Below are 26234 nucleotides of genomic sequence, written 5' to 3' on the forward strand. Positions count from 1 at the left end.
TTTTTATATTTTAATGATATTTTCTTTATTAACTTCCTTATCCTTTTCTTTAGTCATTTTCATGATTTTCAAAACCACAGAGATTTCATGTGCCAGTTCTTTTATCGTAGTTTTGGTATAAAAGTCTTTTATTGTAATTTCAATATCAAAAGCTTTTGCGACCAGCTTAACCATAGTAAGCGCTTTCAGCGAATTTCCTCCAATACTGAAAAAGTCATCTACTATTCCTATTTTTTGTATTCCAAAAAAGTCTTCCCAGATTTTTACAAGCTCATATTCGATTTCGTTAGATGGAGCGACATAATTCAGGCTCATTTCTCCTTTTTTATCTGCAATTTCTTCTTCGTCTTTTTCATCATTTACAAAAAAATCATTCTCAAGAGTGAAGGCAAGAGGATCATTTTGCTGCTGCAGTTTTTCGAACAGATTTACTCTTGCGGGCAGTTTGGTTTTCTCAAATACATATCCCGGAAGAGAGGCTTTATTGACCTTATTATTTTCATGATATTCCTCCCAATTGATATCTATTCCGTTAAGCCATAATTCTCCTAATTTTGACAACAGGAATTTTTGATCGTCAATTTCATTTTTAGGATGTCTGATTACATTTATAGCTATGTTGCCATACGTATTAAGTTTTTGATGTTGCTGGAACATTGTTGTTAAAGCATTTGAGGGCCCAACTTCAATAAAAACAGTATCTGGTTCTTTCAATAAATGAGCGATACCATCTGAAAAGCGTACGGTATGTCTTAAATGATCGATCCAATACTTTACAGAACAAGCTTCTGCTGCTGTTATAAATCTGCCCGTTAAGTTTGAAATGAAAGGGATTTTAGGTTCCGAAAAATCAACTGTTTTTAGTGCTTCTGCATAATCATCCAATACAGTGTCCATTAAAAAAGAATGAGCTCCCAGAGAAATTCTTAATCTTGAATTTGGAATACCTTTTTCTACCAAATCTGCCTGTAATTCATTTATAGCTTTTACTGTTCCTGATACTACACATGAGTTTGGCGAATTAATAGCAGCTATGGCTATTTCCTCGGTTAAATATTGCTGCAGTTCCAATTCGCTGAGTTCGATGCTCAACATAGTTCCTTCAGGAGATAGGCTCATGATTTTTGCGCGCTTCACTACAAGCGGCAATCCTTGCTCATACGAGAAAACACCGGAAAGACAAGCCGCAACATATTCTCCTGTACTATGGCCTATCATATAATCTGGAGATACACCCCATTTTATCAATAATTTTGCAACTGCATATTCAAAAATAAAAACCAAAGGCTGGGTATATTCATTTTGATTGATGGTATGCAGAAAATCTTCTGTGATGGTATCTGGATAAACGATTTTAGAAAAATCAATACCCGTTATTTCTTTTAATTGCTGAAAACCTGTGTCTATCAACTGCTTAAAATAAGGAATCCTGTTGTACAGACCTTTACACATATCTGTATACTGCACTCCGGATCCTGAACACATGAAAACAGTTTTTTTATTTAGCTTCAGTTTTCCTGTAAAAAGAGAATCGTGTACGTTTTCAGTTAATGCTGTTAGGATTTCTTCTTTGGTTTTCGCAACCAGAAATCTATTGTAACCAAATTGTTTTCTTCCTGTCTGCAGCGTATACGCCAGATCGCTTATTTTTAAATCGTCTTTTTCTTCTAATCTGTTTTTTAATTCTATTTGATATTGCTCCAAAGATTTCACCGACTTTGCAGAAAAACGTATTAGATGGAAATTTTGATCTTCTTCGGTTTGCACATCAGCTATAAATTCTTCTAAAACAGCATGCGCATTTGTTCCTCCAATTCCAAAACTGCTGACACCTGCTATACGGTTATTTTGATTGTCAATTGTCCAATCTGACAGTTTCTGGTTTACATAAAATGGTCCTGATTTAAAGTTTATTTCAGGATTTGCTTCTTTAAAATGCAGAGAAGCAGGTATTTTTTTATTCTTTAAAACTAATGCTGTTTTTATCAATCCAGATATTCCCGCTGTTGTATCCAAATGTCCCATACTGGCTTTGACACTTCCTATAGCACATTTGTGATTTGTATTATAATTGAACGCTTTATTTAATGCTTCAATCTCGATAGGATCACCCAGTTTCGTTCCGGTTCCATGTGTTTCTATATAGGTTACTGCTTCGGGTTCAATATTTGCGATTTGATGTGCCAGTCTTATACACTCTGCCTGCCCAGCTATACTTGGAGCAGTATAACCTACTTTTCTGTCACCGTCATTATTAACAGCAGTCGAACGTATTACAACATAAATATGGTCTTTATCTCTTACAGCATCTTCCATTCTTTTAAGAATGACAATTCCAACACCTTCTCCTGTTATAGTTCCAGAAGAATCTTTATCAAAAGCTCTGCAATGACCGTCTTTAGAATTTATCATTCCTTCCTGGTGCATATAGCCTTTTGTATCTGTCGATTCAATTCTGGCTCCTCCCGCAATGGCTATAGAACATTCTCTAAGCAATAAACTTCTTGCTGCCACATGTGTACAAACTAAAGAACTCGAACAAGCAGTATCAGTAAAATAGCTTGGCCCTCTTAAATTTAAGTTGTACGAAATTAGGGTACTGGCAAAATTTTTATCGGAAATTTGATTTAGGAAAAAAGGATTGACCATTTCATTTTTTGACAATAAAGAATACGCTCTCCAATTGATGTTATCAGATGCCGTAAGGAATACTCCTATTTTCTCTTTGTATTGATATGGATTACAACCGGCATCTTCTAAAGCCAGCCATACCTGCTCGTGTAAGGCACGAATTTGAGGATCCATTGCCGCAGCTTCGGCTTTAGTGTATCCAAAGAAATTATAATCAAAACTTTCTACATTTTCAAGTGCTGAGTCTGCCTTTACATAATTGGGATTTTGGATATACTCTTCACTTACTCCGGCTTCCCTTAATTCTGTATCATTATAAAAAGTTATTAATTCTTCTCCTCCTGTCAAATTGCTCCAAAACTCTTTTAAGTCTTTGGATTTAGGGAATTTGCCCGACATTCCTATTATAGCAATATCTTTTTTTCTTATTTCTTGTTTCATTGATAACGATTCCTGTAGGGCAGCACAAAACTGCCCGGTTAATAATTTGATGGTTTGTTTGGTTTTATAAAAGATCTAAGATTTCATCTATTTCATTCGAGATATTTGAATTCTCTACAAGGCTGGAGTCTTCTTCTTTACTGGTTTTAAGATACTGAGCCAATTCGTAAACATTAGGATATTCAAATAATGTCACCACTTTCAGCTCAACATTCATTTCCTGATTGATGATATGCAGCAGTTTGATTATTTTTAATGAATTAGCACCTAAATCGAAGAAATTATCGTGGATACTTATTTTATCCTGATCCTTATCCAGATTTTGAGAAAGGATTTCTATCAATTTTTGTTCTTGGGAATCTCTCGGCGCTAAGTAGTCGACACCACTAGAGATTTGGTTTTCGTGCATCGACAACAATAATTTTCTTTCTACTTTCCCGCTGGATGATAAAGGGAATTTTTCTAACTGTACATATATAGAAGGGATCATATAGTTTGGAAGTACCGTAACCAGAAAAGACTTAATATCATTTGATTTCAGCTCTTTATCAGAAATCATAAAGACAACAATTTCTTTTTCTGTAGTTTCATTTTCTTTTACTAATACTACAGCTTCCTTGACATCTTCATAACTCAATATGGCATTTTCAATTTCTCCAAGCTCAATTCTATGTCCTCTTATTTTGACTTGATTGTCTTTTCTGCCAATAAATTCAATTGTTCCGTCAGCAAGCCATCTTGCCATATCGCCTGTCTTGTATAATTTACCGTCGTCGTAAGGATTTGTAATAAACTTTTCCTCGGTAAGTGAAGCCTGATTTTTATAGCCAATTGCTACGCCATAGCCTCCAATACATAATTCACCTACCACGCCAACAGGAAGCAGTTTATTATTTGAATTCAATATATAAATGCTTTCGTTTAATAATGGTTTTCCAATACTAAGGTGTGTACTTTTCTTTATTTCCAAGCTCGTACTCCAGATTGTAGTTTCTGTAGGCCCATAAACATTAAATGTGTCAAAATGTTCCTTTTTTAATGTTTCATACATCGATTGGTGCATGGCCTCACCTCCTACTAACAAGACTTTCATACTTGCCGGAAAAGTAATATTGGCTGCAAATAATTGCGACAATCTTGATGGAGTAAGCTGCAATATCTCCAGTTTTTCTTCTGTAAGATATTGTATGAAACTATCCAGGTCTATTAATCTGTTTTCTGAAAACAAATGCAGTTCTTTACCTGTACACAAACCTCCTAAAATTTCAAGTATCGAAATATCGAACGTAAAATTTGTAGTTAATCCAAGTCTTTGGTATCTGAAAAAATTAAATCTTTCGTTGAAATTTTCAATAAAAGAAACCAAATTTCTATTCGAAACCATAACTCCTTTAGGATTGCCTGTAGTTCCTGATGTATATATCGTATATAATAAACTTTCCGGTGTTGTTTTTGGGCGTTTCTTTCCTTGAAATTGCTCTGGACCAGCGTTATTGAATTCTTCTATTACATTTTGATCTATACAGATTGTACAACCGCTGTCTTCTTTTATATATATTTTTCTTCCTTCAGGGAAAGACGGAGATACTGGAACATAAGCACATCCCATTTTCAAAACGGCAATCATGGCAATTATCAGCCATTCTGTTCTTTCTAATTCTATGGCAATTACATCTCCTTCGCTGTTGTTATAATTGACAGTCAAATACTCCGATAACTGGTCTGATAGTTTATCCAGTTCCTTATAGGTTATGCTTTTTCCATCAAACACAATGGCTTTTGCATCTGACTGTGAGAAAACCTGATTTCTGAACAAATCCAAAAGAGAAGGCTTTTTATTATAATCCCATGAAGTATTATTGAATTCTTTTAATAATATATGCTGCTCATTAGATGAAATGTATGGTACTTCTTTAATATCCAGCTCAGGAGATTTCAATAAATTGGCTGCCAGATAATTGAAATTTCGTATTAGATTTTCTATTAAAAAGGGATCATAAACATCGGTATTATAATTTATGCTTACCGAAAGTGTATCGCCAAGATCAAAAACAGATATATCAAGGTCAAATTTAGTATAGGTGTATCCATTATTTGCAATCTCATCTGTTTCTACAATCTGAAAATTATTGGCTTTTAAATCCTGTAATGTAAACATGACATCAAAAACAGCATTTCGGCTTATGTCCTGTTTTAGGTTTAAATCTTCCACTAAAAGATCATAAGGATAGGCCTGATTTTTAAATACCTCCAAAGTCGTCGCTTTTACCTTATCGAAAAACGTTTCAAACGAATCTTCAGCCTGTATTTTATTTCTTAAAACCAATGTATTCAGATAAAACCCTATCTGGTTTTCTAAATCTTTATGATCTCTGCAAGATACCGGACTTCCGATAATAATATCATCTCCCGAAGTATATTTGGAAAGAAGGACATTCCATATCGATAATAATCCCATAAATAAACTTCCTCCTTTTTCATCGCAGAATTTCTTCAAATCAGCAGATAAATCCTTTGCCAGGTACATCGATAAAGTCTGTCCGTTATACGTTTTACGTTTAGGACGGTTGGAGATATTTGTCAAATCAATTTTAGGAAGTTCTCCTGATAAACTTTCCAGCCAGAAATTCTTTTGGTTTATCAGCGAATCTGTTGTAAGCTGCTTGGTTTTCCATTCTGAATAGTCTTTATACTGGATTTTTAATTCCGGTAATTTTGGTTCTTCTCCTTTTTGATAGGCTTCATAAGCATCAAAAACTTCTTTTTCCAAAATTTTCATCGACCAGGCATCTCCAACAATATGATGCAGGTTATAATAAAACACATATTTGTCTTCTGCCAGACAAAACAAAGCTCCTCTTAACAAAGGTCCATTGGTTAAATCGAATGGTTTTCTGGTATCGTCTTCAATGTATTTCGCAACGCTTAGTTGTTGTTCTGCATTTGATGTAAAATCATGATATTCTAAATGAAATTGTATTTGATCTACAGGCAGTATTTGCTGGTATAAAAATCCATTTTCATTTAAATGATATACGGTTCTTAAGATTTCATGTCTTTTTATACAATTTTGTATTGCCTTTTCTAAAAATGCTTCGTTATAAGTGCCGTATAAGGTTAAATATTCCGGCATATTATAGGCAATCGAACTTTCTTCAAACTGGCTCAGCATCCAAATCCTTCTCTGTCCGTCTGAGGCTAAATGCTCCTGACCCACTGCTTTTTCTATAGGCTGATAAGCTGACTTTACAGCGTTTTCTATAAGTTTTGCATGAGATTCTAAAGTCGTATTATTAAAAAGCTCTTTTAGGGAAAGTTTTACCCCAAACTTTTTGTGATACTCATTTATTAATCGAATGGCTTTTAAACTTTGTCCGCCCAGAATAAAGAAATCATCATAAACTCCAATTTCATCCTTTTTTAATATTTCAGACCAAATCGCTGCTAAATTCAATTCTACCTCATTTCTTGGAGCAAGGAATTCTGATCCATAATTTGCTTCCTCGAGATTAAGCTGGATTAATTGTTTTTTATCCACTTTACCATTATTGGTTAATGGAATTTCTTTTAGTTGAAAAAAATGATTCGGAACCATATATTCCGGTAACTGATCAGACAAGTAATTTCTCAGGTCTAAAGCGTCTAATGGTTGTTCGCTGACAACGAAAGCCAATATCTGCTTGTCATTTTCATCTTTATCCGCAACAAGAACTGCTGCCTGCTGTACATGGGCATGAGTCAGGATCTTTCTTTCTATTTCATCCAATTCAATCCTGTAACCTCTTATTTTTACCTGATTGTCTTTTCTGCCAGAATATTCCAGATTCCCGTTAGGAAGCCATCTTCCTAAATCCCCAGTTTTATAAGCCCGTTTTCCGGTATTCAGATAATTATCTATGAATTTTTCGGCATTCAATTCTGGTCTGTTATTATACCCAATAGATATACTTTCGCCCAGAATTATCATTTCTCCCAGGACACCAATAGAACAATAATTATCGTCATTGTCAACAATTAATATCTGTGTATTTGCAATAGGCTTACCAATAAGTACGCTGGTTTCTTCTGCCGTAACTTCTTTAACCACACATCCTACAGTAGCTTCTGTTGGTCCGTACTCATTGTAAATTTTAATCTCACTATTGATGTCTTTCAGAATTTTAATCTGATTTTTGGTAAGATGTTCCCCGCCACAGATTACTATTTTAATGGGAGTTGCTTTTATGTCCAGTTCTTTTAAAAGAGAAACATGCGATGGCGTAATTTTTAAAGTATCGATTTCAGGATTATGGAAACTTTCTTTTAATAAGGCTGCGATATCTTTTTTGGCGCTTCCAATCCATATTTTCTTTCCTCTGGTAAGGCTGGTAAAAATAGAGGTAACGGTCAAGTCAAAAGATACAGAAGTGATTAATGCCCAATTTCCAACATTCTCATCCTCAAAATAATATTCGTTTGCCCATGAAATATAATTGAGTATATTTTTTTGTGTAATGAAACATCCTTTTGGATTTCCAGTAGAACCTGATGTATAGATACAATACACAATATCATCCGGGTTTGATTCCAAAGTTATTGGACTTGCATCTCCGGTATAAATTTCTTCTGATGAAGGATTACATAAAGCTACGTCCTGAAAATCAGAGCTGTTATATTCTTTATCTGTTATTAAAAGTTTTGTTTTACTGTCTTTTAATATAAACTGCATTCTTTCTTCAGGGTAGTTATGATCAATTGGAACATAAAAAGCTCCTGCTTTAAGAATCCCTAGTACACTTACTATAAAATTTTCAGAAGGTTCTGTTAGTATACATATCGCGTCCCCTTTCGTGACACCATACGTATCTATAAGATAATGAGCAAACTGAGTTGCTTTAGTGTCAAGTTCTTTATAATTTATTCTATATTCTCCTTCTATCAAGGCAATATTTTCAGGCGATTGCAAAGCCTGATTTTCAAATAATTTTATAAGACTTTCTGACTTTAAAAACGTTTGATTTGTCTCATTTAATTTGTTGATAAAGGCAATCTCCTCGTAACTCGGTATGGATTTATTTTCATCGATAACAATTGTTTCTCCAAAGAAGGCATTCAATTGTGAAGAAATAATATATACGGTTTCCGATGAAAATTTTGCAGCATCATAATACAATTCAACCGAAAGTCTGTCTCCATAATCAATACAGCTTAGTTTGATTTCGAATTGGTCCTGTACCGAATAAGCGTTGGAAATTTTAAGATCTTTTCCGCAAAAAACTTCCTGAATGTCGATAAATTCGAAGCAGGCATGAAAAACCTGCTCCGATTGTTTATCATTTTGTTCTGTATTCAACAAGAAATAATCCGACCAAAGATTTACTCTTTCCAGTTCACTTTTTAAGTAATTCACTTTTTCCTCGACTGATTCACCCAAAAATTGTCTGCTGTTTAATGGAATCAATTTGTTGATTGCACCCAGCGTATAATCTAAATCAGCATAATTTCTTTTTAGTGGATAATAGCCAATAGTGATCTCATTTTCTGTAAATAACTGCAGATAGGTTACAAAATTAAGCAGCAGCATGTCCGATAAGGAAATTCCCTTTTTTTCGCATAAAGCTTTAGCTGTTTTATAATTATCATTTGTAATAGCCGCAATGCTTTTGCGTTCCGGCTTAAAACCATTTTGTGATGGTTCGCTAAAAGGAACTATTTTATTGTTGATTTGCGGATGATACGAATTCCAGAAATTTACTGCCTCCTCATCTGATTCTGAAACTAAAGAACTGTTCCATTCACAGTAATCAGAATACACGATTCTTTCCTGCTGGTTTGATTCGTATTCCTCCATGTTTTCAATTGCTTTTCCCAGTTCTTCACAAAACAACAAACTACTGTACGTGTCGCCCCATATCGCATAATATCTGACAAGGAGCGATTTGATTTTTCCTGATTTTTTCAAAGCATGAAAACGGATAGGCGCATCGATCGAAGCATCATAGTTATGGTTCACTGGATTTTCGGCATTCTCTTTCCAGTCAGATTCATCCAATACTAAAGTATCAGCGTTTACCGAAATCTGGAGAGAGTACTCTTCATTTCCCTCTTTGTTTAATCTTAAAGACAGTACTTCATGCTTTTTTATTACTGCCTTAATTGCCAAAAGCAATTCCTCAGAAGATAAATCTTTATCAAAATCAATTGTTAATTGGCTGTAGAAATTATTTAAGTGAACGTTAGCTGCCTTTAGTATTTTCTTTTGATTATAAGAAATAGGTATTGAAAGAGCGCTTTCTATAATATTTGAACTCATAATTTAGATGCTTGATTATTATTTATTGAGATATGTTGCTGCTGTTTAAGCAGTAATTAAGGTGAGGTCTTCTCTTAAGATATCGATACGATTATTTTTCTGTCTCCTTTATATGGATTACGTCCGTGTGACATTAACATATTGTCCAGAAAAAGAACATCGCCTTTTTCCCAAGGAAATTCTACGATTGCCTTTTGATACGCTTCTTTTATATTTTCAATTTCTTCCTTAGAAATTTCGCTTCCGTCTCCATAATAAGTATTGTTTGGAAGCTCATCATCAGAGCTTATAAAATCAAGCAGGTCTTCGCTGAAAGAATATTTATTGAAAAACATCGCATGGTTAAACCATACCAATTCGCCTGTTACAGGATGTTCCCAAATTGCTTTTTTCTTCCAGCTTAATTCTAAATGTGTATCGCTGATCCATTTAAAATCCATTCCGTTTTTGATACAATCTTCTTCTACTTCGTTTTTATCAGAAGTCTGGAAAACCTCTTCCCATGACATTCCTAAAAGACCTGTTAGATTTCTTTTGTAAATCACTCCTGTAGTCTTGAATTTTTCTAAAATGTCCTGTCTGATGTTTTTAAGGATCAATCTGTTATCTGCAATAGGCGTTTCTCCTCTGTATGCAGCAGGAATAACACAGCAAAAAATTATTTTTGAAGGATGACTCGGCGCATACGAACTCTCACTGTGCATGTTGATGCTTTCGTCTTCCGGATAAGTTGTAGAAACATACACATTTTCGGTTATCTCATAACGCGGAGATGATCTCAGCGTATAGGCAAGAGATTCTTTTTGAAATCCTTGTGTTACTTCTTTGAATTTTTCTACAGAATCAATATTAAAACCTCTGGCTAAGATGGCTCCGTATTTTCTTAAGTCTTCGTCGTATTGCTCGCGATTTTCACTTATCCATTCAGATAATTCAATAGATTCATCCTTTCTCTTAATTACTTTCGGAAATCCCAATTTATCGTTTAAAATAAAAGTTTCAGTTGTTCCATTAGAATGATCTTTCTCTAACGTGTTTTCAAAATTTTGCAATTTGTTTTCCATGGTTTCAATTTTTTAAGTATCGCTATTAGATTTTAATGTGTTGCTACGTAAACCGCTTATTAAATTTGTTTTAAAAGCTTAAGTTTCTGAAGATTTTTAAGGTTTTTCTCTTTTGCCATTTCTGATTTATAATCAAGGCCGGCAATACTTTCTGCTGGGTTTTCTAAAAGTTTATTGAGTATTATTTTATAGCTGCCCATTACTTCTTCTATTGCCTTTTTGGTGTAGATATCTGTATTGAAATTAATATCAAAATACAGCAGCTCTCCGTACTCATAGAAGTTAATCAGGATGTCCAGTTTTGATTTGGCTGCTCCATAATCTATAATCTTGTCTGTATATTTTATGCCTTCCCACTTTTGGTTTTCATCAGCGATGTGGAAAGAGAACATGACATCAAAAATTTGGTTTCTTCCTAAATCATTTTTTAACTGTAAATCCTCAACAATTCTATAAAAAGGATATAATTGATGTTCGTAATTGCTGATGGTTGATTGTCTTACTTCTTTAAACAGAGAGATAAAATCAGTATCAGACTCTATCTGCTGCCTTAATGCTATATTGTTTATATAACATCCTATCTGGTCTTTAAGATCAAAATGCTCTCTTCCTGCCACCGGAGTCCCCATAATAATGTCGTTTGAGTTCGTGTATTTGTGAAACAGGATGTACCAGGCTGTTAAAGCTCCCATAAACAAACTTCCTCCTTGATTATTACAGAACTCTTTAAGTTTAGCACTGGTTTCGGCAGAAATGTAAGTTCCGAGATTATATCCGTTATAGGTTTTTACAGCAGGTCTGGTATTTTGCGACGGCAGATTCAGTAATGGTAAATTGCCCGAAAGTTTGTTTTTCCAATAATTTTTATCTTCTGTGAACTTGGCACCGTTTTCGGACTTCAATTGCCAAACTGCATAATCTTTATACTGAATGTTGAGAACAGGCAAATCAGGTGTTGTATTTTCTGTATAAGAAGTGTAAAAAGCCAGCACATCTCTTTTTAATACATCCATAGAAACCTCATCACTAATTATATGGAACATGTTGTAGTAAAACAGGTAATGTTCTTCTTCGATTTGAAATAAAGCGGCTCTCAATAAAGGTCCGTTTTCTATATCAAAAGGATTAAAGGAATCTTCTGCGATATACTGTAATGCTTTGTTCGTTTTATCCGTTTCGTTTCTATAGTCAAAGTAAGAAACAGGAACGTTAATCTCATTCGCAGGTATAATCCATTGTCTGCCTTCTCCCGATTCATTTTCTTTAAAAACAGTTCTCAGGATTTCATGACGTTCTACGACTGTATTAATGACTTTTATAAATTTGTCTGCATCATAACTGCCTTTTAATTCTACTGTAACAGGAATATTGTAAGCAACTGATCTTTCTTTTACCTGACTGATATACCACAACGTTTTTTGTGCTTCTGACAGTGGATAATTTTCTGCCGGGCTGGCTTTTTCTATTTCAAGGTAATCTGCATGAACAGAAGATCTTATAATTTTTGCCTGATCCTGAAGTACCGGATTTGCAAACAAATCCTTCATTTTTAGCTTTACATTAAATTCATTGTGATATTCGTTTATAAGACGGATCAATTTTAAACTGTTTCCTCCTAACAAATAGAAATCATCGTGAACTACTATATTTTCTCTTTTAAGAACTTTTTGCCATATATCAATGACTTTTTGTTCGGTTTCATTTGCAGGAGACTCGTTAACAGGTGCTGTGTCTCTCTTAGAAACTAACGGGTTATCTGCCAATTGTTTTTTATCGATTTTACCATTAGACGTTAATGGAAATTCATCTAATTGGATAAAGCTGGCCGGAACCATATACTCTGGCTGAAGCCCTTTAAAGTGATTTCGTAATGCTGCCTCATCTTCTTGTTTTGAAGAAGTGAAATAAGCAACCAATTCTTTTTCTTTAAAATCATTTTCAATGGCCAATACTACTACTTCTTTTATAGTTTCATTTTGAAGTAAAGTATGTTCAACTTCTCCTAATTCTATACGATATCCCTGAACTTTTACCTGATTGTCTTTTCTTCCTAAAAATTTCAGATTTCCATCGGCTGTCCAAAATGCAAGATCTCCGGTTGTATAAACTTTCTCACCTTGTTTAAAAGGATGAGGAATAAATTTTTCGGCTGTCAAAATCGGATTATTTAGGTATCCTTGAGCTAAACCTTCGCCTGCAAGAAATAATTCTCCCGTAACTCCTATAGGAGCAAGACCCAGTTTTTTATCAAGAACATAAGCTTCCATATTGGCTATTGGTTTTCCAATAAGCACATTTTCCTCGTCTAAAGCCACTTCATGAACGATACATCCCACGGTAGCCTCAGTTGGTCCGTATTCGTTGTATATTTTAATATTAGGATTTAATTTCTTTAAGATTTTTACATGAGTTGTATGCAGTATATCTCCTCCCACAATAGCTTTTTCGATAGCAATGCTATCTATTCCCAAACTTCCAATTATTGTAATATGAGCCGGTGTCAGCTTTATTGCTTTTACATCGGCTTTTACATATTGGGTTAACAGTTCTGAAATATCTTCATCTGAATCGAAAATATGCAGGCTGTCTCCTTTTATTAGAGGCAGGAACAAACTGGTTACTGTTAAATCGAATGACAGAGAAGTAAAAAGCCCGAAACTTGCCTCATCGCCTTCATTGAAATAATGAGAAGCTCCCCAAGTGATATAATTGGCTAATGGGAAATGCGTGATCGAAACCCCTTTAGGAGAACCCGTAGATCCCGAAGTATAAATAACATACGCCAATGTATCAGGAGTAACAGCAACAGTAGTATTAGCATCCGAAAAAGTATCTTTTTGTGCTAAAAACTGTTCTATTACAGCGGCATCAATACATAATTTAAGAGAGCTGTCTTTCTCTATATAGGCTATTTTCTCATCTGGATAAGTTGGATCGATTGGCAGATAAGCGCCTCCGGATTTCAGAATTCCTAAAATGGTTACTGCCAGCCATTCGCTTCGGTGTAATTTTATTCCAACCAAATCATTTTTTTCCAGACCGTAATTCGCCTGTAAGAAATTAGAAAATTGATTTGAAAGCTCATTTAATTCTTTATAGGAAATCTTTTTGTCTTTATAAATAAGAGCTGTTTTGTTTCCTGAATTCTGCACTTGTTTATTAAACAAGTCCAATACCGTTTCTGTTCTGTTTCTATCCGTATGCGTATGGTTGAACTCATACAAAAGTTTATTGGTTTCCTGAGCTGTAAGGTAATTAGACGAAGCTATTGTTTCTTCGGGATTATTTGTAAAAAGAGCCAGCAATTGTTTGTAATGCTTCATCATGGCCTCAATCATATCTCTTTGATAAACATCAGTATTATAATTGATTTCCATGTGCAGACATGTTCCAATTTCTTTTAGGCTTATTTCTAAATCAAATCTTGAAAAAATGCTTCCCTTATCTGTAAAAGAGGTGGTCTGTTCTTCGCTTATCTGATAACTTTCAATTCGCTCACTTGCATTTTGAAGTACAAACAAAACATCGATCAGGACATTTCTGCTAAGATCATTTTTTAGCTGTAAATCATCAATTAATAAGTCAAAAGGGTACGTTCTGTGTGTAAAAGAATTAATGGTAGACTCTTTAATCTTATCATAGAATTTAATAAAAGAGGCATCAGCGTCTATTTGATTTCGCAATGCTAAGGCGTTTACATAAAATCCAATTTGGTTTTCCAAATCAACATGATCACGTCCTGCCAATAATGTTCCAATTACAATGTCTTCCTGTGCTGTGTATTTATAAATCAGCACTTTAAAAACAGATATAAGTCCCATAAATAAGCTGCCTCCTTTTTTCTGCACAAACTCTTTTATGTTTTTTGTTGTTGCTGCATCAAGATATGTTTCAAGGCTATGACCATTACTTGTTTTAACCTTTGGTCTTATGGTATTATTTGGGAGATTTATCGTTGGAATTTCCCCAGACAACTTCTCCATCCAAAAAGATCTGTTTTTTAGGAAACTATCTTCTTCCAGTCTGTTTTGCTGCCAAGACGAATAATCTTTATATTGAATTCTAAGCGGCGATAATGCTGCTGTCGTATTGTTTTTAAAAGCGTTGTAATAGGCAAAAACGTCATTGGCCAATACTTGTAAAGACCAGGCATCGCTGATAATATGGTGCATGTTATAATAGAAAACATAATCGGCTTCGCCTACCTGAAGTAATGTTGCTCTTAAAAGCGGTCCTTTTTCCAAATCAAAAAGCTTGAAAGAATCTTCGTTGATATAATGCTCAACTGCGCTTTTAATGTTTGCTTCTAATCTATAATCTCTATAATCAATACTAAAATTGATGTCTTCTGCAGGTACTATTTTTTGCCATACTTCATTGTTTTTGTCTGTTATAAAAACAGTACGCAATGATTCATGTCTTTCTATTACTGCCATTACCGCTTTTTTGAAACTGTCTACATCATAATTTCCTTTTAATTCAACATGAAAAGGCATGTTATACGATTTAGAAGAATCTTCATGCTGGCTTAAAATCCATAATCTTTTTTGGGAAGAAGAAAGACGATAACAATTATCCTCTTTTTCTACTACCGGAATCTGATCGAATTTTGAAGCAGCAGCCGTATTTTTTAAGTAACTCTTTAAGTCTTCTTTTTTAGCTTTTAGTTCCTCTAAAATACCATCCGGCAATTTTTCTCCGTTGAAATTAATTTTTAGGTTTTCTCCCTCCAGAGAGATATAAACTTTTTCAGTTCTTAATTTTTCTAATAACTTTTCCACTATATTATATTTAAAGAGAATGAATACTTATTGCTTATTTAAATTAAAATCTCATTACTTGTTGTCTCATTTTTTTCTATCGAATCAAGCTTATCTAGAAATGAGGCCAATGCTCTTGCCGAGCAGTTATTGAAGAAATCCACAAGAGAAATCTCAGCTTTTAAGATTCTGTTCAATTGATTTATAAATGACATTGCTTTTAGAGAATCTCCTCCCAATTCGAAGAAGTCATCATCTAAACCAATTCCCGAATGACCAAAGAAGCTGCTAAACAATTCTAAAACCTTTCTTTCTGTCTGGGTAGCTGACTCGTCAAGATCCAATAAACTTTCTATTGCTGCGGTTGCATCGGTTTCTATTTCATTGCTGAAATTCAGGTAATTGTTAAAGTCAAAACTGAACATTTCTATATTTCTGGTAGAAACAATAAAGTCTGAAACCGTTTGTCTTAATGCAGTATTGGCAATTAATCTGTGGAAAACTTCTAATCCTTCCTCCGTGCTGATTCCGTGATTTAAGCTTTGTTCTTTTTCAATAGCCGACATGTTTTTTACAGCCTCTAATGCCATACCTGTATCAGACCAGGTATCCCATCCTATACTAATGACTTCTTTTGCGGTATTGCTAAAATGCTGCGCAAATTTATTTTGGAATATACAGGCAGAAGTATAACCAACTTCTCCAAACGGAGCCGCATAAGACGAAATAGAAGAGCATAAAATCATGAAATCAAGATTTTTATCTTTAAAGATTTCATGCAAAGCCAAAGTACCGTATACTTTTGGTGCAAATACTTTCTCGTTTTCTTCAATAAGTCTGTTTTGGATAATTCCGGCATAATCAATAACTCCGGCAGCGTGAATTACTCCCTGAACATTTCCAAGAATGGCTTCGGCTTGAGTTATTTTGAATCTTAAATCTTCTGTTTCAGAGATATCAGCAGAAATATAAAGTACTTCGCCTCCAAATTCTTTTAGTTTTGATGTTACTTCGGGAGTTTCTTCTTTTCTACCTACAAGAATTAATTTTGCATTGAAGTTTTCTATCAGATACTTACCAAACACAAGCCCCATGCCTCCAATACCTCCGGTGATTAAATAAACCGAGTCTTTTTTGATTGAAACAGGCTCTTTTTTTACAGGATTGTATTTTACTGCTTCGTAAAATTCTACCCATCTGTCACGGCCCCTCAGCGCTATTGATTTAACTGTCTTGTCCTCAAAAAACTCATGATACAGATTTGTAATAAGATGATTATCTAAACCAGATTTAATGTCAATATCTACGTGTTTGCAATTTACATTCAGGTATTCTTTTGGTATTGTAGCAACAACTCCAATTATGGCACCTTTAACAGGGTTTATCACTTCTGAGGCAGTAACAGCCGAAACGCTGCTAGATACCACCAGTAGATCTATTGATTTTGAAGGGAAAAATTCACCTATGCTTTTTGCTATATGCAGTAAGCTGTAATAACCTTCTTTGAATGCAGTCGATGCATATTCCTTAGTAAGAATATTGATTTCTTCGGAAGCTGATACGTTCCATAAATGACCAATTTTATTAGGTACAAATCCTTGTTCTTTCAGAGTACGAAATAATAATGCATAATCATTATACGATTCTGGGTTTATAATGTATTCCTGATCAGATACTTTTGTAAACTGTGTTCCTTTAGAAACCTTTATTCCGTTTTGACTGCCTTGGATTTTCTTAATTACTTCTGAAGTTACATTAGAAGAATCTGCAAAGAACAAGTACTTGAAATGATCTTCGATAACTGTTTCATCAGCCGTTAATCTAATTTTTTTCCAGGAAGGTTCATACGTCCATTCTGAGATGTTTTCCTTTTTCTCCATTTTTGGAATCATCGCATTATTGGATACAATTTCGTAGACATCCTCACCAATACTGTATTTTGTTTTCTCAAACGGATACGTTGGCAGAGAGATCTTTTGTCTTTTTACATCTGCGTGAAACTGATCCCAATCGATATTTACTCCATTTGTCCATAATTTTGCTATGCTGGATGCAAAATATTTTTTATCCTCTTCCTCTTCTTTTGGATGTCTCAAGACATTTATAGAAATACTTTTTTGCTGATGCTGACGAACAAAATTGCTTAATGTTTTTCCTGGCCCGACTTCTATAAAAATTAGATTATCCTGCTGCATCATATCTTGTAATGCTGCCGAGAAATTCACCGTTTTTAAAATATGATCTGACCAATATGCTGCATTTTCAAGATCAGAAGACGAGATAAGCTTACCGGTAAGATTAGAATAATATTGAACAGCAGGCGTTCCTATTGTAATTTCTGATACTTTTTGAGCGTACTCTTTTAAAACTGGAAGCATCATTTCGGAATGAAATGCATGTGATGTTTTCAGTTTCTGAGATTTGATTCCGTTCTGTTCAAAATAATCATACAATTCCGAAATTATATTATCCTCTCCTGATAACACACAGCTTTCCGGCGTATTTACAGCTGCAATGCTTACTCCTTTTTTTAGGTGTTCTGTTACTTTTGCTGCAGAAAGATCAACGCTTAACATAGAACCTTTTGGCAACCGCTGAATAATTTTCCCTCTATGGATAACCAATGAAAGTGCGTCTTCTAATGTTAAAACACCGCTTATACAAGCTGCCACATATTCACCAATACTATGTCCAATTAATATATCCGGTTTTACCCCATAATGGTTAAGCAAACGTGTTAAAGCATATTCAACTGAAAATAGTAAGGGCTGTGCATATTGGGTCTGATTGATTACCTCTTTCCCTTCTTCCGAATCTGGGAATAATACATTCTTATAGGATTCTCCAGTTATTTTTTCCATCGTATCCAGACAGGAATCCATTTCTTTTCTAAAAATAAATTCATCTTCATAAAGACCTTTAGCCATGTTTATGTATTGCGTTCCCTGACCTGGGTACATAAACACCAATTTCTCAGAAGATTTGGCTTTAGCCTTATGAATGTTTTTCTTAATGGTACTTTGTATCTTATCCGCCAAGGTTTCACTTTCATCGCTTACTAAAGCAGCTCTGAAATCGAATTGGCTTCTTCCTTTTTGAAGCGTCCAGGACAAATCTTCAACAGAAACATCCTGATTTTTATTCAGAAAAGAAACCAGATTACTTAATTGATTGTCCAATGCTTTTTCTGTTTTTGCAGACAATACAATTATATCATTCTTGTTTTTCTTCTGGCTGTTATGAACCACTGGAGGTTCTTGTAAAATAACGTGAGCATTCGTTCCGCCAATACCAAATGAGCTGACACCGGCTTTTAAGACTGAAGATTCAGATTCCCATGATTTTAGCGCTGCACTGACATAAAAAGGAGTGTTTTCGAAATTGATATTCGGATTCAACTCATTAAAATGCAATGATGGAACCAGTTTTTTGTTTTTTAAACAAAGTGCCGTTTTTATAAACCCTGCAATTCCGGCCGCGGCATCAAGATGTCCAATATTACTTTTTACAGAACCTAATGCACAATATTTATTTTCACTGAAACCAAAAATCTGGCTTAATGCTTCTACCTCAATAGGATCACCTAATTTGGTTGCTGTACCATGTGCTTCTACATAACTAATTTCATCAGGCTGAACCCCGGCTCTTCTTTGAGCCATTTTGATTACTTCTATTTGCCCGTCTACACTTGGTGCTGTAAAACCTACTTTTCTGTTACCGTCGTTGTTGATGGCGCTTCCTTTAATTACCGATATAATATTATCGCCATCTTTAAGAGCATCACTCAATTTTTTCAAGACTACTACTCCAGCTCCTTCTCCATTCACTGTTCCGCTTGCGCTGCTGTCAAACGTTCTGTTATGTCCGTCCTGAGACATGATCATTCCATCCTGATATAAGTATCCTTCTTTTTTAATCGAGTTAATCGAAACTCCTCCGGCTAAGGCTACAGTACAATTTCCGGACAATAAACTTGTACACGCTTGATGAATGGCTACCAATGAGGTTGAACATGCCGTATTAATCGCATTAACTCCTCCTTTAAGATTAAGTTTATGGGCTATCAAAGACGAAGCAAAATCTTTATCTCTTAAATAAGCCGCCGTATATTCATCAATCTTATTATTGGTCAGCATGCTGAATGCCTGCCAATTAACATTGGTTCTTGCTCCGGTAAACAAGCCTATTAGTCCTTTATAACGGAACGGGTCACAAGCGGCATCTTCTAAAGCTGTCCAGACAACTTCATGCAGAATACGGGTTTGCGGATCCATTAATTTAGCTTCGTCTGGTAAATACCCGAAAAAGGAAGCGTCAAAAAATTCGCGGTTTTCCATATAAGAATTGGCGCGGACATAATTTTTATTCTTTAACAGCAGTTTTGAAACTCCTGTGGCTTTTAATTCTTCCTCGCTGAAATGACTTATGGATTCTGTTCCGTTTTGAAGGTTTTCCCAAAAATCAGCAATGTTATTTGCTCCAGGAATCTTTACAGCCATACCAATTACAGCAATATCTGAATTCTGGTTACTGTCTTGATTGAAATCTAAGGTGTTTATTTCTTCATCTGAAATCACGTTCTTTTGTTTTTCTTCTAAGATGAATTCCACCTGCAATCGAATTGTTGGATTTTGAAACAAAGCAGCTACCGAAACTTCTTTTTTAAATTCTTTTCTGATTTCATTTCTCAACTTCATTATCGTAATCGAATTACCTCCTAATTCAAAAAAGGCATTGTCTATCCCTATTTGACCAGCATTTAAATTCAGGATCGTTCCCCAAATCGTTACTAGTTTATTTTCGATATCATTTCGGGGAGCGGTATAATTTACTCCTGATACTATTGATTTTTCTTCCGGTAACGGAAGTTGTTTACGATCTACTTTTCCGCTAGTGGTTAATGGAAATGCATCCATTTGTATAATATGCAGAGGAATCATGTGTTCAGACAAGTATTCTCTTAAAAACAGTTTTAATTCCTTGACCTGAATTTCTTTTTGAGAAATTACATAGGCCGCCAATTCCAGCTCTTTTCCTTCTGCTTTAATGGCACGCACTAAAGCTGATGTTACACCAGCATATTTTTGTAATGCATTTTCTATTTCTCCAAGTTCTATTCTGTATCCTCTAATCTTTATCTGATCGTCTTTTCTTCCCAGAAAGGCGATATTTCCGTTTGAAAGTCTTTTTCCTAAATCTCCGGTTTTGTATAACTTCTCTCCTTTCTTAAATGGATTATCGATAAATTTCTCAGCTGTTAAATCGTCTTTGTTAAGATATCCGTTAGAAACTCCAAGACCGCTTATGCATATTTCTCCAATTACGCCTTGAGGCTGCAGGTAATTACTGCTGTCTAATATGTAAATACTTTCGTCTACTAATGGTGAACCAATGCTTAGCCCTTCACTTTCTTTTACATTTAAGGAGCTTGACCAAATAGTGGTTTCTGTTGGTCCGTATACATTTATGGATTCAAAATGTTCTGCTTTTAATCGGTTATACATAGCTTCATCCATGGCTTCTCCGCCTACCAGTAATAATTTTAAATTATTTGGGAAAGGAATCCCGGTTTCATACAACTGCATTAATCTGGAAGGCGTCATTTGTATGATTTCAATTTCTCCAGAAGCAATGGTATTCATCAATAGGTCTGGATCTATTAATTCTTCACTTGAAAACAAAAACAATTCTTTGCCTGTTCCTAAACCACCTAAAATTTCAAGAATAGAAATATCAAAAGTGATATTGGTAGTTGCACCGATTCTTTTAAGACCAAAAAATGCAAATCTTGTTTCGAAATTATCCAGAAAAGAAACCAGATTAGCATGGGTTACTTTTACTCCTTTAGGATTACCTGTTGTTCCTGAAGTGTAAATGATATACAGCAAATTATCAGGACTTATTCTAGAAGATACATTTTGAGCTGTGTAATTGTTCTTTTGAGGAATAAACGCTTCAATATGCGTGTTCTCAATACATAATTTGTAATTACTGTCTTCTTTAATGTATTGTTTTCTGCTTTCCGGGAACTTTCCGTCAATTGGAATATAGGCTGCACCAAGTTTTATTACAGCCAGCATAGAAACAATCAGCCATTCGCTTCTTTCTACCATAATCCCTACAAGATCGTTTTCCTGTACGTTATGGTTTTCTTTTAGATAAGCGGCGAATTGGTTAGCAAGCTGATTCAGTTCCAGATAAGTAAATACTTTTCCTTTGAAAATCAGGGCTGTATCGGCTGGATTTTTTTGAACCTGATCGTTAAAAACTTCGACAAATGTTCCTGAATATGTAGTTCCTTCTGTTTTATTCGTTGTCTGAAGCAATAACGTTCTTTCTTCTTCAGTAAGGATAATGCTTGTATCCATTTTACGATCAGAAAAATCAAGATATTGATTTAATATATTTTCTACATAATTATGCAGTCTTTCCAGAGATACGTCAACCGTAAGTTTCTTTCTTAATCTGTAATCAAAGGACAATACACCGCCAGTAGCACTTAATGTTAAATCTAATGCTGTATTGGTTGCTTCGTAAGATTGATCACTCGAGAAACTATGTTCTGTATTTTGACTTGCAATGGCATCATAGACGTGAAAATCTATATAATCGAAAATCACATCAAAAAATGGATTTTTGTTATTCGAACGGTCGTCAGCATTTTTTGATATTTCAAACAATGTCAATCGTTCGTGTTCCTTCAGATTAATTTGTTCTTGTTCTAAAGCTGAGAAATATTGGTTCCATGAAGTGGTTTTATACTTTTCGAAATTAATTCGTATTGGAAGTGTGTTTAAGAAACATCCCAGGATTTTATCTCCGTCTTCAACGATTGGTCTGTTGTTGGATACCAGTCCCAATACAATATCGTCGTCGTAAGTAAGCATTTTTAGCGCAAGCGCATAAGCCCCAAACAGAACGGCCTTAAGCGTTAATCCGTCTTTTTTTGTTTTCTCTCTTAGGTCTTTTAAAAGTGCTTTATCATAGATTTTTCTGTAATGATCCGGTGAATGTACATCAGAAAAAATAGCCAGTCTTTTGTAATCTGACAATTCCTGGTTCCAGAAAGCGATAGATTTCTCATTATCCTTTTCTGCTATTTCTTGTATTACAGATTCTTTATAATCATAAGCCAGTTTTTCTGGTTTGTAATTGTTTTCTTTTTGAAGTTTGCCGTAAATCTCAAACAACTCTGTATTGAATGAAGCCACACTCCATCCATCCAAAATAGAATGATGAAACTGAAACAGGAATATATCTGTACTATTGTTCAGATTGAAAATTGTACATCTCCACAAAGGCGCTTTGGAAAAATCAAATGAACGGTTTCTTTCTTTTAAAATGTATTCTGTTATTTTGTTTTGCTGCGATTCATTGTGAACAGTTGTAATGTCCTGAACATCTATTTCAAAATCGATTGTTTTATAGACAATTTGAAATTGCTCTTCGAAAGTTTCCAAATCAAAAGCCGTTCTCAATATAGCATGTTTTTCTATCATGAGAGCCAGCGACTTGTTAAGGCGGTCAATATCTGCCTTTGGTATTTGGTATACAAACTGATCGTGGTAAATTGCTTTTTCCGGATTCATTACAGAAGAAAATACCATACCTTTCTGTATATCGCTCATCGGATATACTTCTTCTACTGCTTCCGGATTTGCAATTACTTCCAAAACAGTATCCCTAAGATTCTCAATGTGTTTTTTGGTTCTTAAATACCTTTCAATAGTGAAATTATTGTTTTGTTCTGCCTCAATTGCAACAGCCAAATCTGCAATAGACTGGTTTTTATACAATTGATCTACACGAAGGCTTGTATTCAATGCTTTGTTTATTGCACTGATTAATCGGATGGAAACTATGGAATCTCCTCCCATCTGGAAGAAATTATCATACACTCCTATTTTTTCGATTTTCAAGGTAGACTGCCAAACTGCAGTTAACGCTTCTTCAGTTTTGTTTCTTGGAGCAATATATTCCTGAGTCAAAATTTGTCCAAAATCAGGTTCCGGAAGCTTTGCTCTGTCTATTTTTCCGTTTGAGGTTGTCGGCATTTCGGGTACCGGAATAATTAACGAAGGAATCATGTAATCCGGTAGATTTGCCCTTAAGTAATCTAATAAGGCACTTTCTTTATATTCTTCACCTGCAAGTATATAACCAATCAAATTCTGGTTTTCAAATTTATCTTTTTTGATTAATACGACACATTGTTTTACAAGGCCTGATTGTTCCAGAACAGATTCTATTTCTCCAATTTCAACTCTGTTTCCTCTTATTTTTACCTGATTATCAATTCTTCCTATATATTCTATATTGCCATCTGGCAGCCAGCAGGCCAAATCTCCTGTTCTGTAAAGTCTTTCTCCTTTTTTAAATGGACTTTCAATAAATTTTTCCAAGTTTAATTCAGGACGGTTCATGTAACCTTGTGCCACCTGTACACCGCCAATGATAAGTTCTCCCGCAACACCTATAGGCTGCAGTCTCAGTTCTTCATTTGTAATGTATATAGAAGTATTGGCAACAGGCGCCCCAATTGAAACCCTGTTCATGGTATCCTGTTCCGTAAGATCTATTGCCGTGACATCTATCGCAGCTTCGGTTGGGCCATAATAATTGTGGATTCTTACCTGTGGCAGTTTCTCTTTAAATTCTTTTACAACAGCAACAGGCAGACTTTCACCGCTGCACACCACATGTTTTAAAGAGCTACATTTATCTGAATCTACATCTAAAAGAAACACGCCAAGCATAGAAGGCACAAAATGCAGCAGACTTACCTTATTTTCTTCGATCAGGTTTTGCAGGTATACTGGATCCTTATGACCATCTCGTTTTGCAAAAACCAATTTGCATCCTGTAACTAAAGGCATGATAAGTTCCCAAACAGAAACGTCAAAAGTATAAGGTGTTTTTTGTAATATAATTTCGTTTTGGGTGATGTTTAAATCGTCTTTCATCCACATCAAACGGTTAAATAATCCCGCATGACTGTTCATCACTCCTTTTGGAATACCTGTAGACCCTGATGTAAAAATTACATAGGCCAAATCATCGGTATTAATAACTGGTTCCTGGAAAAATCCGGAATACGTATCTTGATATTTCTGAAATGCTTTTAACTCCTCATCATCAATAGACAGTGCATAGTTACTATCCTCTTTTATGTATTCTATTCTTTTCTCCGGATAATCAGGATCAATTGGCACATAGGCTTTGCCCATTCTCAATATTGCCAGAATAGATACCAGCATCCATTCGCTTCTGTAGAGCTTAACTGCTATTATTTGTTTGGATTCTAAATCATAATTAGCAGAAAGATAATTGGCCAGCTGACCTGAAAACTGATCTAATTCTCTAAATGTTAACTCTTTATCTTCAAAAACAACCGCTATATTATCTGGATTCTCTTTCAACTGCTGTTTAAACAGATCAATAACTGTTTGATTTTCCGGATAATCTGTTTTGGTACCGTTAAATACTTCTAAAATCTGTTTTTTCTCTTGTTCTAACAGAAAGTCAACAGTTCCAATTTCTTTTTCAGGTTCAGCCAGTACGTTTTCTAATAGGTTAATATAGTGTGTGATCAGGTTAGACACCATCTCTTTCTCATATACCTCTGTGTTGTAAATAGTTTCAAAAAACAACTCATTAGCTGTGTTGTAGAAAATTATTTCAATATCTAATTTTGCAGGCCTGTTACCGCGATCTGCTATAGCATTATCTTTTGACAAGTTAAGTTTTACAGCGCTTGATTCCTGAAGTACAAGCAGTACATCAAATAATTTATTTCTGCTGGTATCTGTAGTAATTTGTAATTCTTCTAATAAAACATCAAAAGGATATTCCTGATAGTTGTAAGCTTCTAACGTAGATTCCTTGATGCTGTTTAAGAAACCAACAAAGCTTTTTTGCGAATCTATTTTGTTTTTAAAAAGTATCGTATTAACATAAAATCCTATCTGATCCCTTAAATCAGTATGATATCTTCCTGATACCGGAGAACCAATTGTGATCTCTCTTTGAGAGGTATAACGATGCAGCATTATATTCCAGCTGGCCAGCAATCCCATAAAAAGGGTGGCATCCTGTTCCTGACATATTTTTTTAAGTTTGCCTGCCAAAGAAGATGGAATTTCCGCTCCCAGACAATGTCCGGAATGCCCCATTAAATTTGGACGTACTTTTTTTGATGGCAGGTTTAATATGCTGTTTTCACCCGAAAACTTATTTTTCCAGTATTCTTGATGAGGAGCAAAAACGCCTTCTTCTAATTTTTTCTTCTGCCAGGCTGCGTATTCTTTATATTGAATTGCCAGCTCCTTCAAAACGGGTTTATTTCCGTTTTTATAGGCATCATGACATTCTAAAATTTCTTTTATAAGGATTTTCAGCGATTCTCCATCGCTTATAATATGATGCATGTTGAAGTAAAATACAAAATCAAGATCAGAAATTTGTAGTATAGATACTCTCAATAACGGTCCATTTTCTAAATCAAAATGACGGTACGAATCCTTTTTAATATAATCCTGAACATTCAAATCTTTACTTTCTTCTTTACGGAAATCTCTAACTGTAACATTTAATTGCAGTTCGTTTCTTGTAAGTACCTTTTGTCTTATTTCATCCGAAGCAGTTTGGATAAATACAGTCCTTAAAACTTCATGTCTGTCCATAACTGTTTCTACCGCTTTTATAAGGCTTTCAATATGATAATCACTGCCCAGTCTTGTATGAAAAGGCATATTGTAGGCTATTGATGCTTCTGAAAACTGACTCAGAATCCATATTCTTTTTTGGGAAGAAGAAACAGCATAATCATCTTGCGGCTGTACCTGAAGAATCTCAGTGTGGCTGCTTTTTCTAGAGATGCCTTTTAAATACTCAATTATAGCCTCTTTATTGGCCTTCACTAAGTTTATAGCAGCAGCATCTATTTCCAAATCATTGATTTGATGCATTTCCAGATTCTCTTCCGAATAATTCAGTACAATTCCTTTAGTTCTAAGTTCCTTAAGTAAAATTTGAATGTTGGTCATT

At 34.8% G+C, this 26234-nt stretch carries 5 protein-coding genes; all 5 read right to left on the minus strand.

Going from position 1 to position 26234, the window contains the following annotated elements; genetic code table 11:
- Positions 1–3: 3 nt before the first annotated feature.
- Positions 4–3072, minus strand: a complete 3069-nt coding sequence (locus ACIDC4_RS19410) for a type I polyketide synthase (RefSeq protein ID WP_412044013.1) — start codon at positions 3070–3072, stop codon at positions 4–6.
- Between the two features lie 64 nt (positions 3073–3136).
- Positions 3137–9364 (minus strand): amino acid adenylation domain-containing protein, encoded by a 6228-nt coding sequence (locus tag ACIDC4_RS19415; protein ID WP_412044014.1) that lies wholly within the window; start codon positions 9362–9364, stop codon positions 3137–3139.
- A gap of 74 nt (positions 9365–9438) precedes the next feature.
- Positions 9439–10428 carry a TauD/TfdA family dioxygenase gene (locus tag ACIDC4_RS19420; protein WP_412044015.1) on the minus strand — a complete coding sequence of 330 codons (990 nt, stop codon included), beginning with the start codon at positions 10426–10428 and terminating at the stop codon, positions 9439–9441.
- Between the two features lie 59 nt (positions 10429–10487).
- Positions 10488–15209, minus strand: coding sequence for an amino acid adenylation domain-containing protein (locus ACIDC4_RS19425; protein ID WP_412044016.1), 4722 nt, complete (start codon positions 15207–15209; stop codon positions 10488–10490).
- 38 nt (positions 15210–15247) lie between these two features.
- Entirely contained in the window at positions 15248–26233 is a 10986-nt protein-coding gene (locus ACIDC4_RS19430; RefSeq protein ID WP_412044017.1) for a hybrid non-ribosomal peptide synthetase/type I polyketide synthase, read from the minus strand.
- Between the last annotated feature and the right edge of the window lies 1 nt (position 26234).

This window comes from Flavobacterium sp. C3NV (assembly GCF_046825355.2).
Lineage (GTDB): Bacteria > Bacteroidota > Bacteroidia > Flavobacteriales > Flavobacteriaceae > Flavobacterium.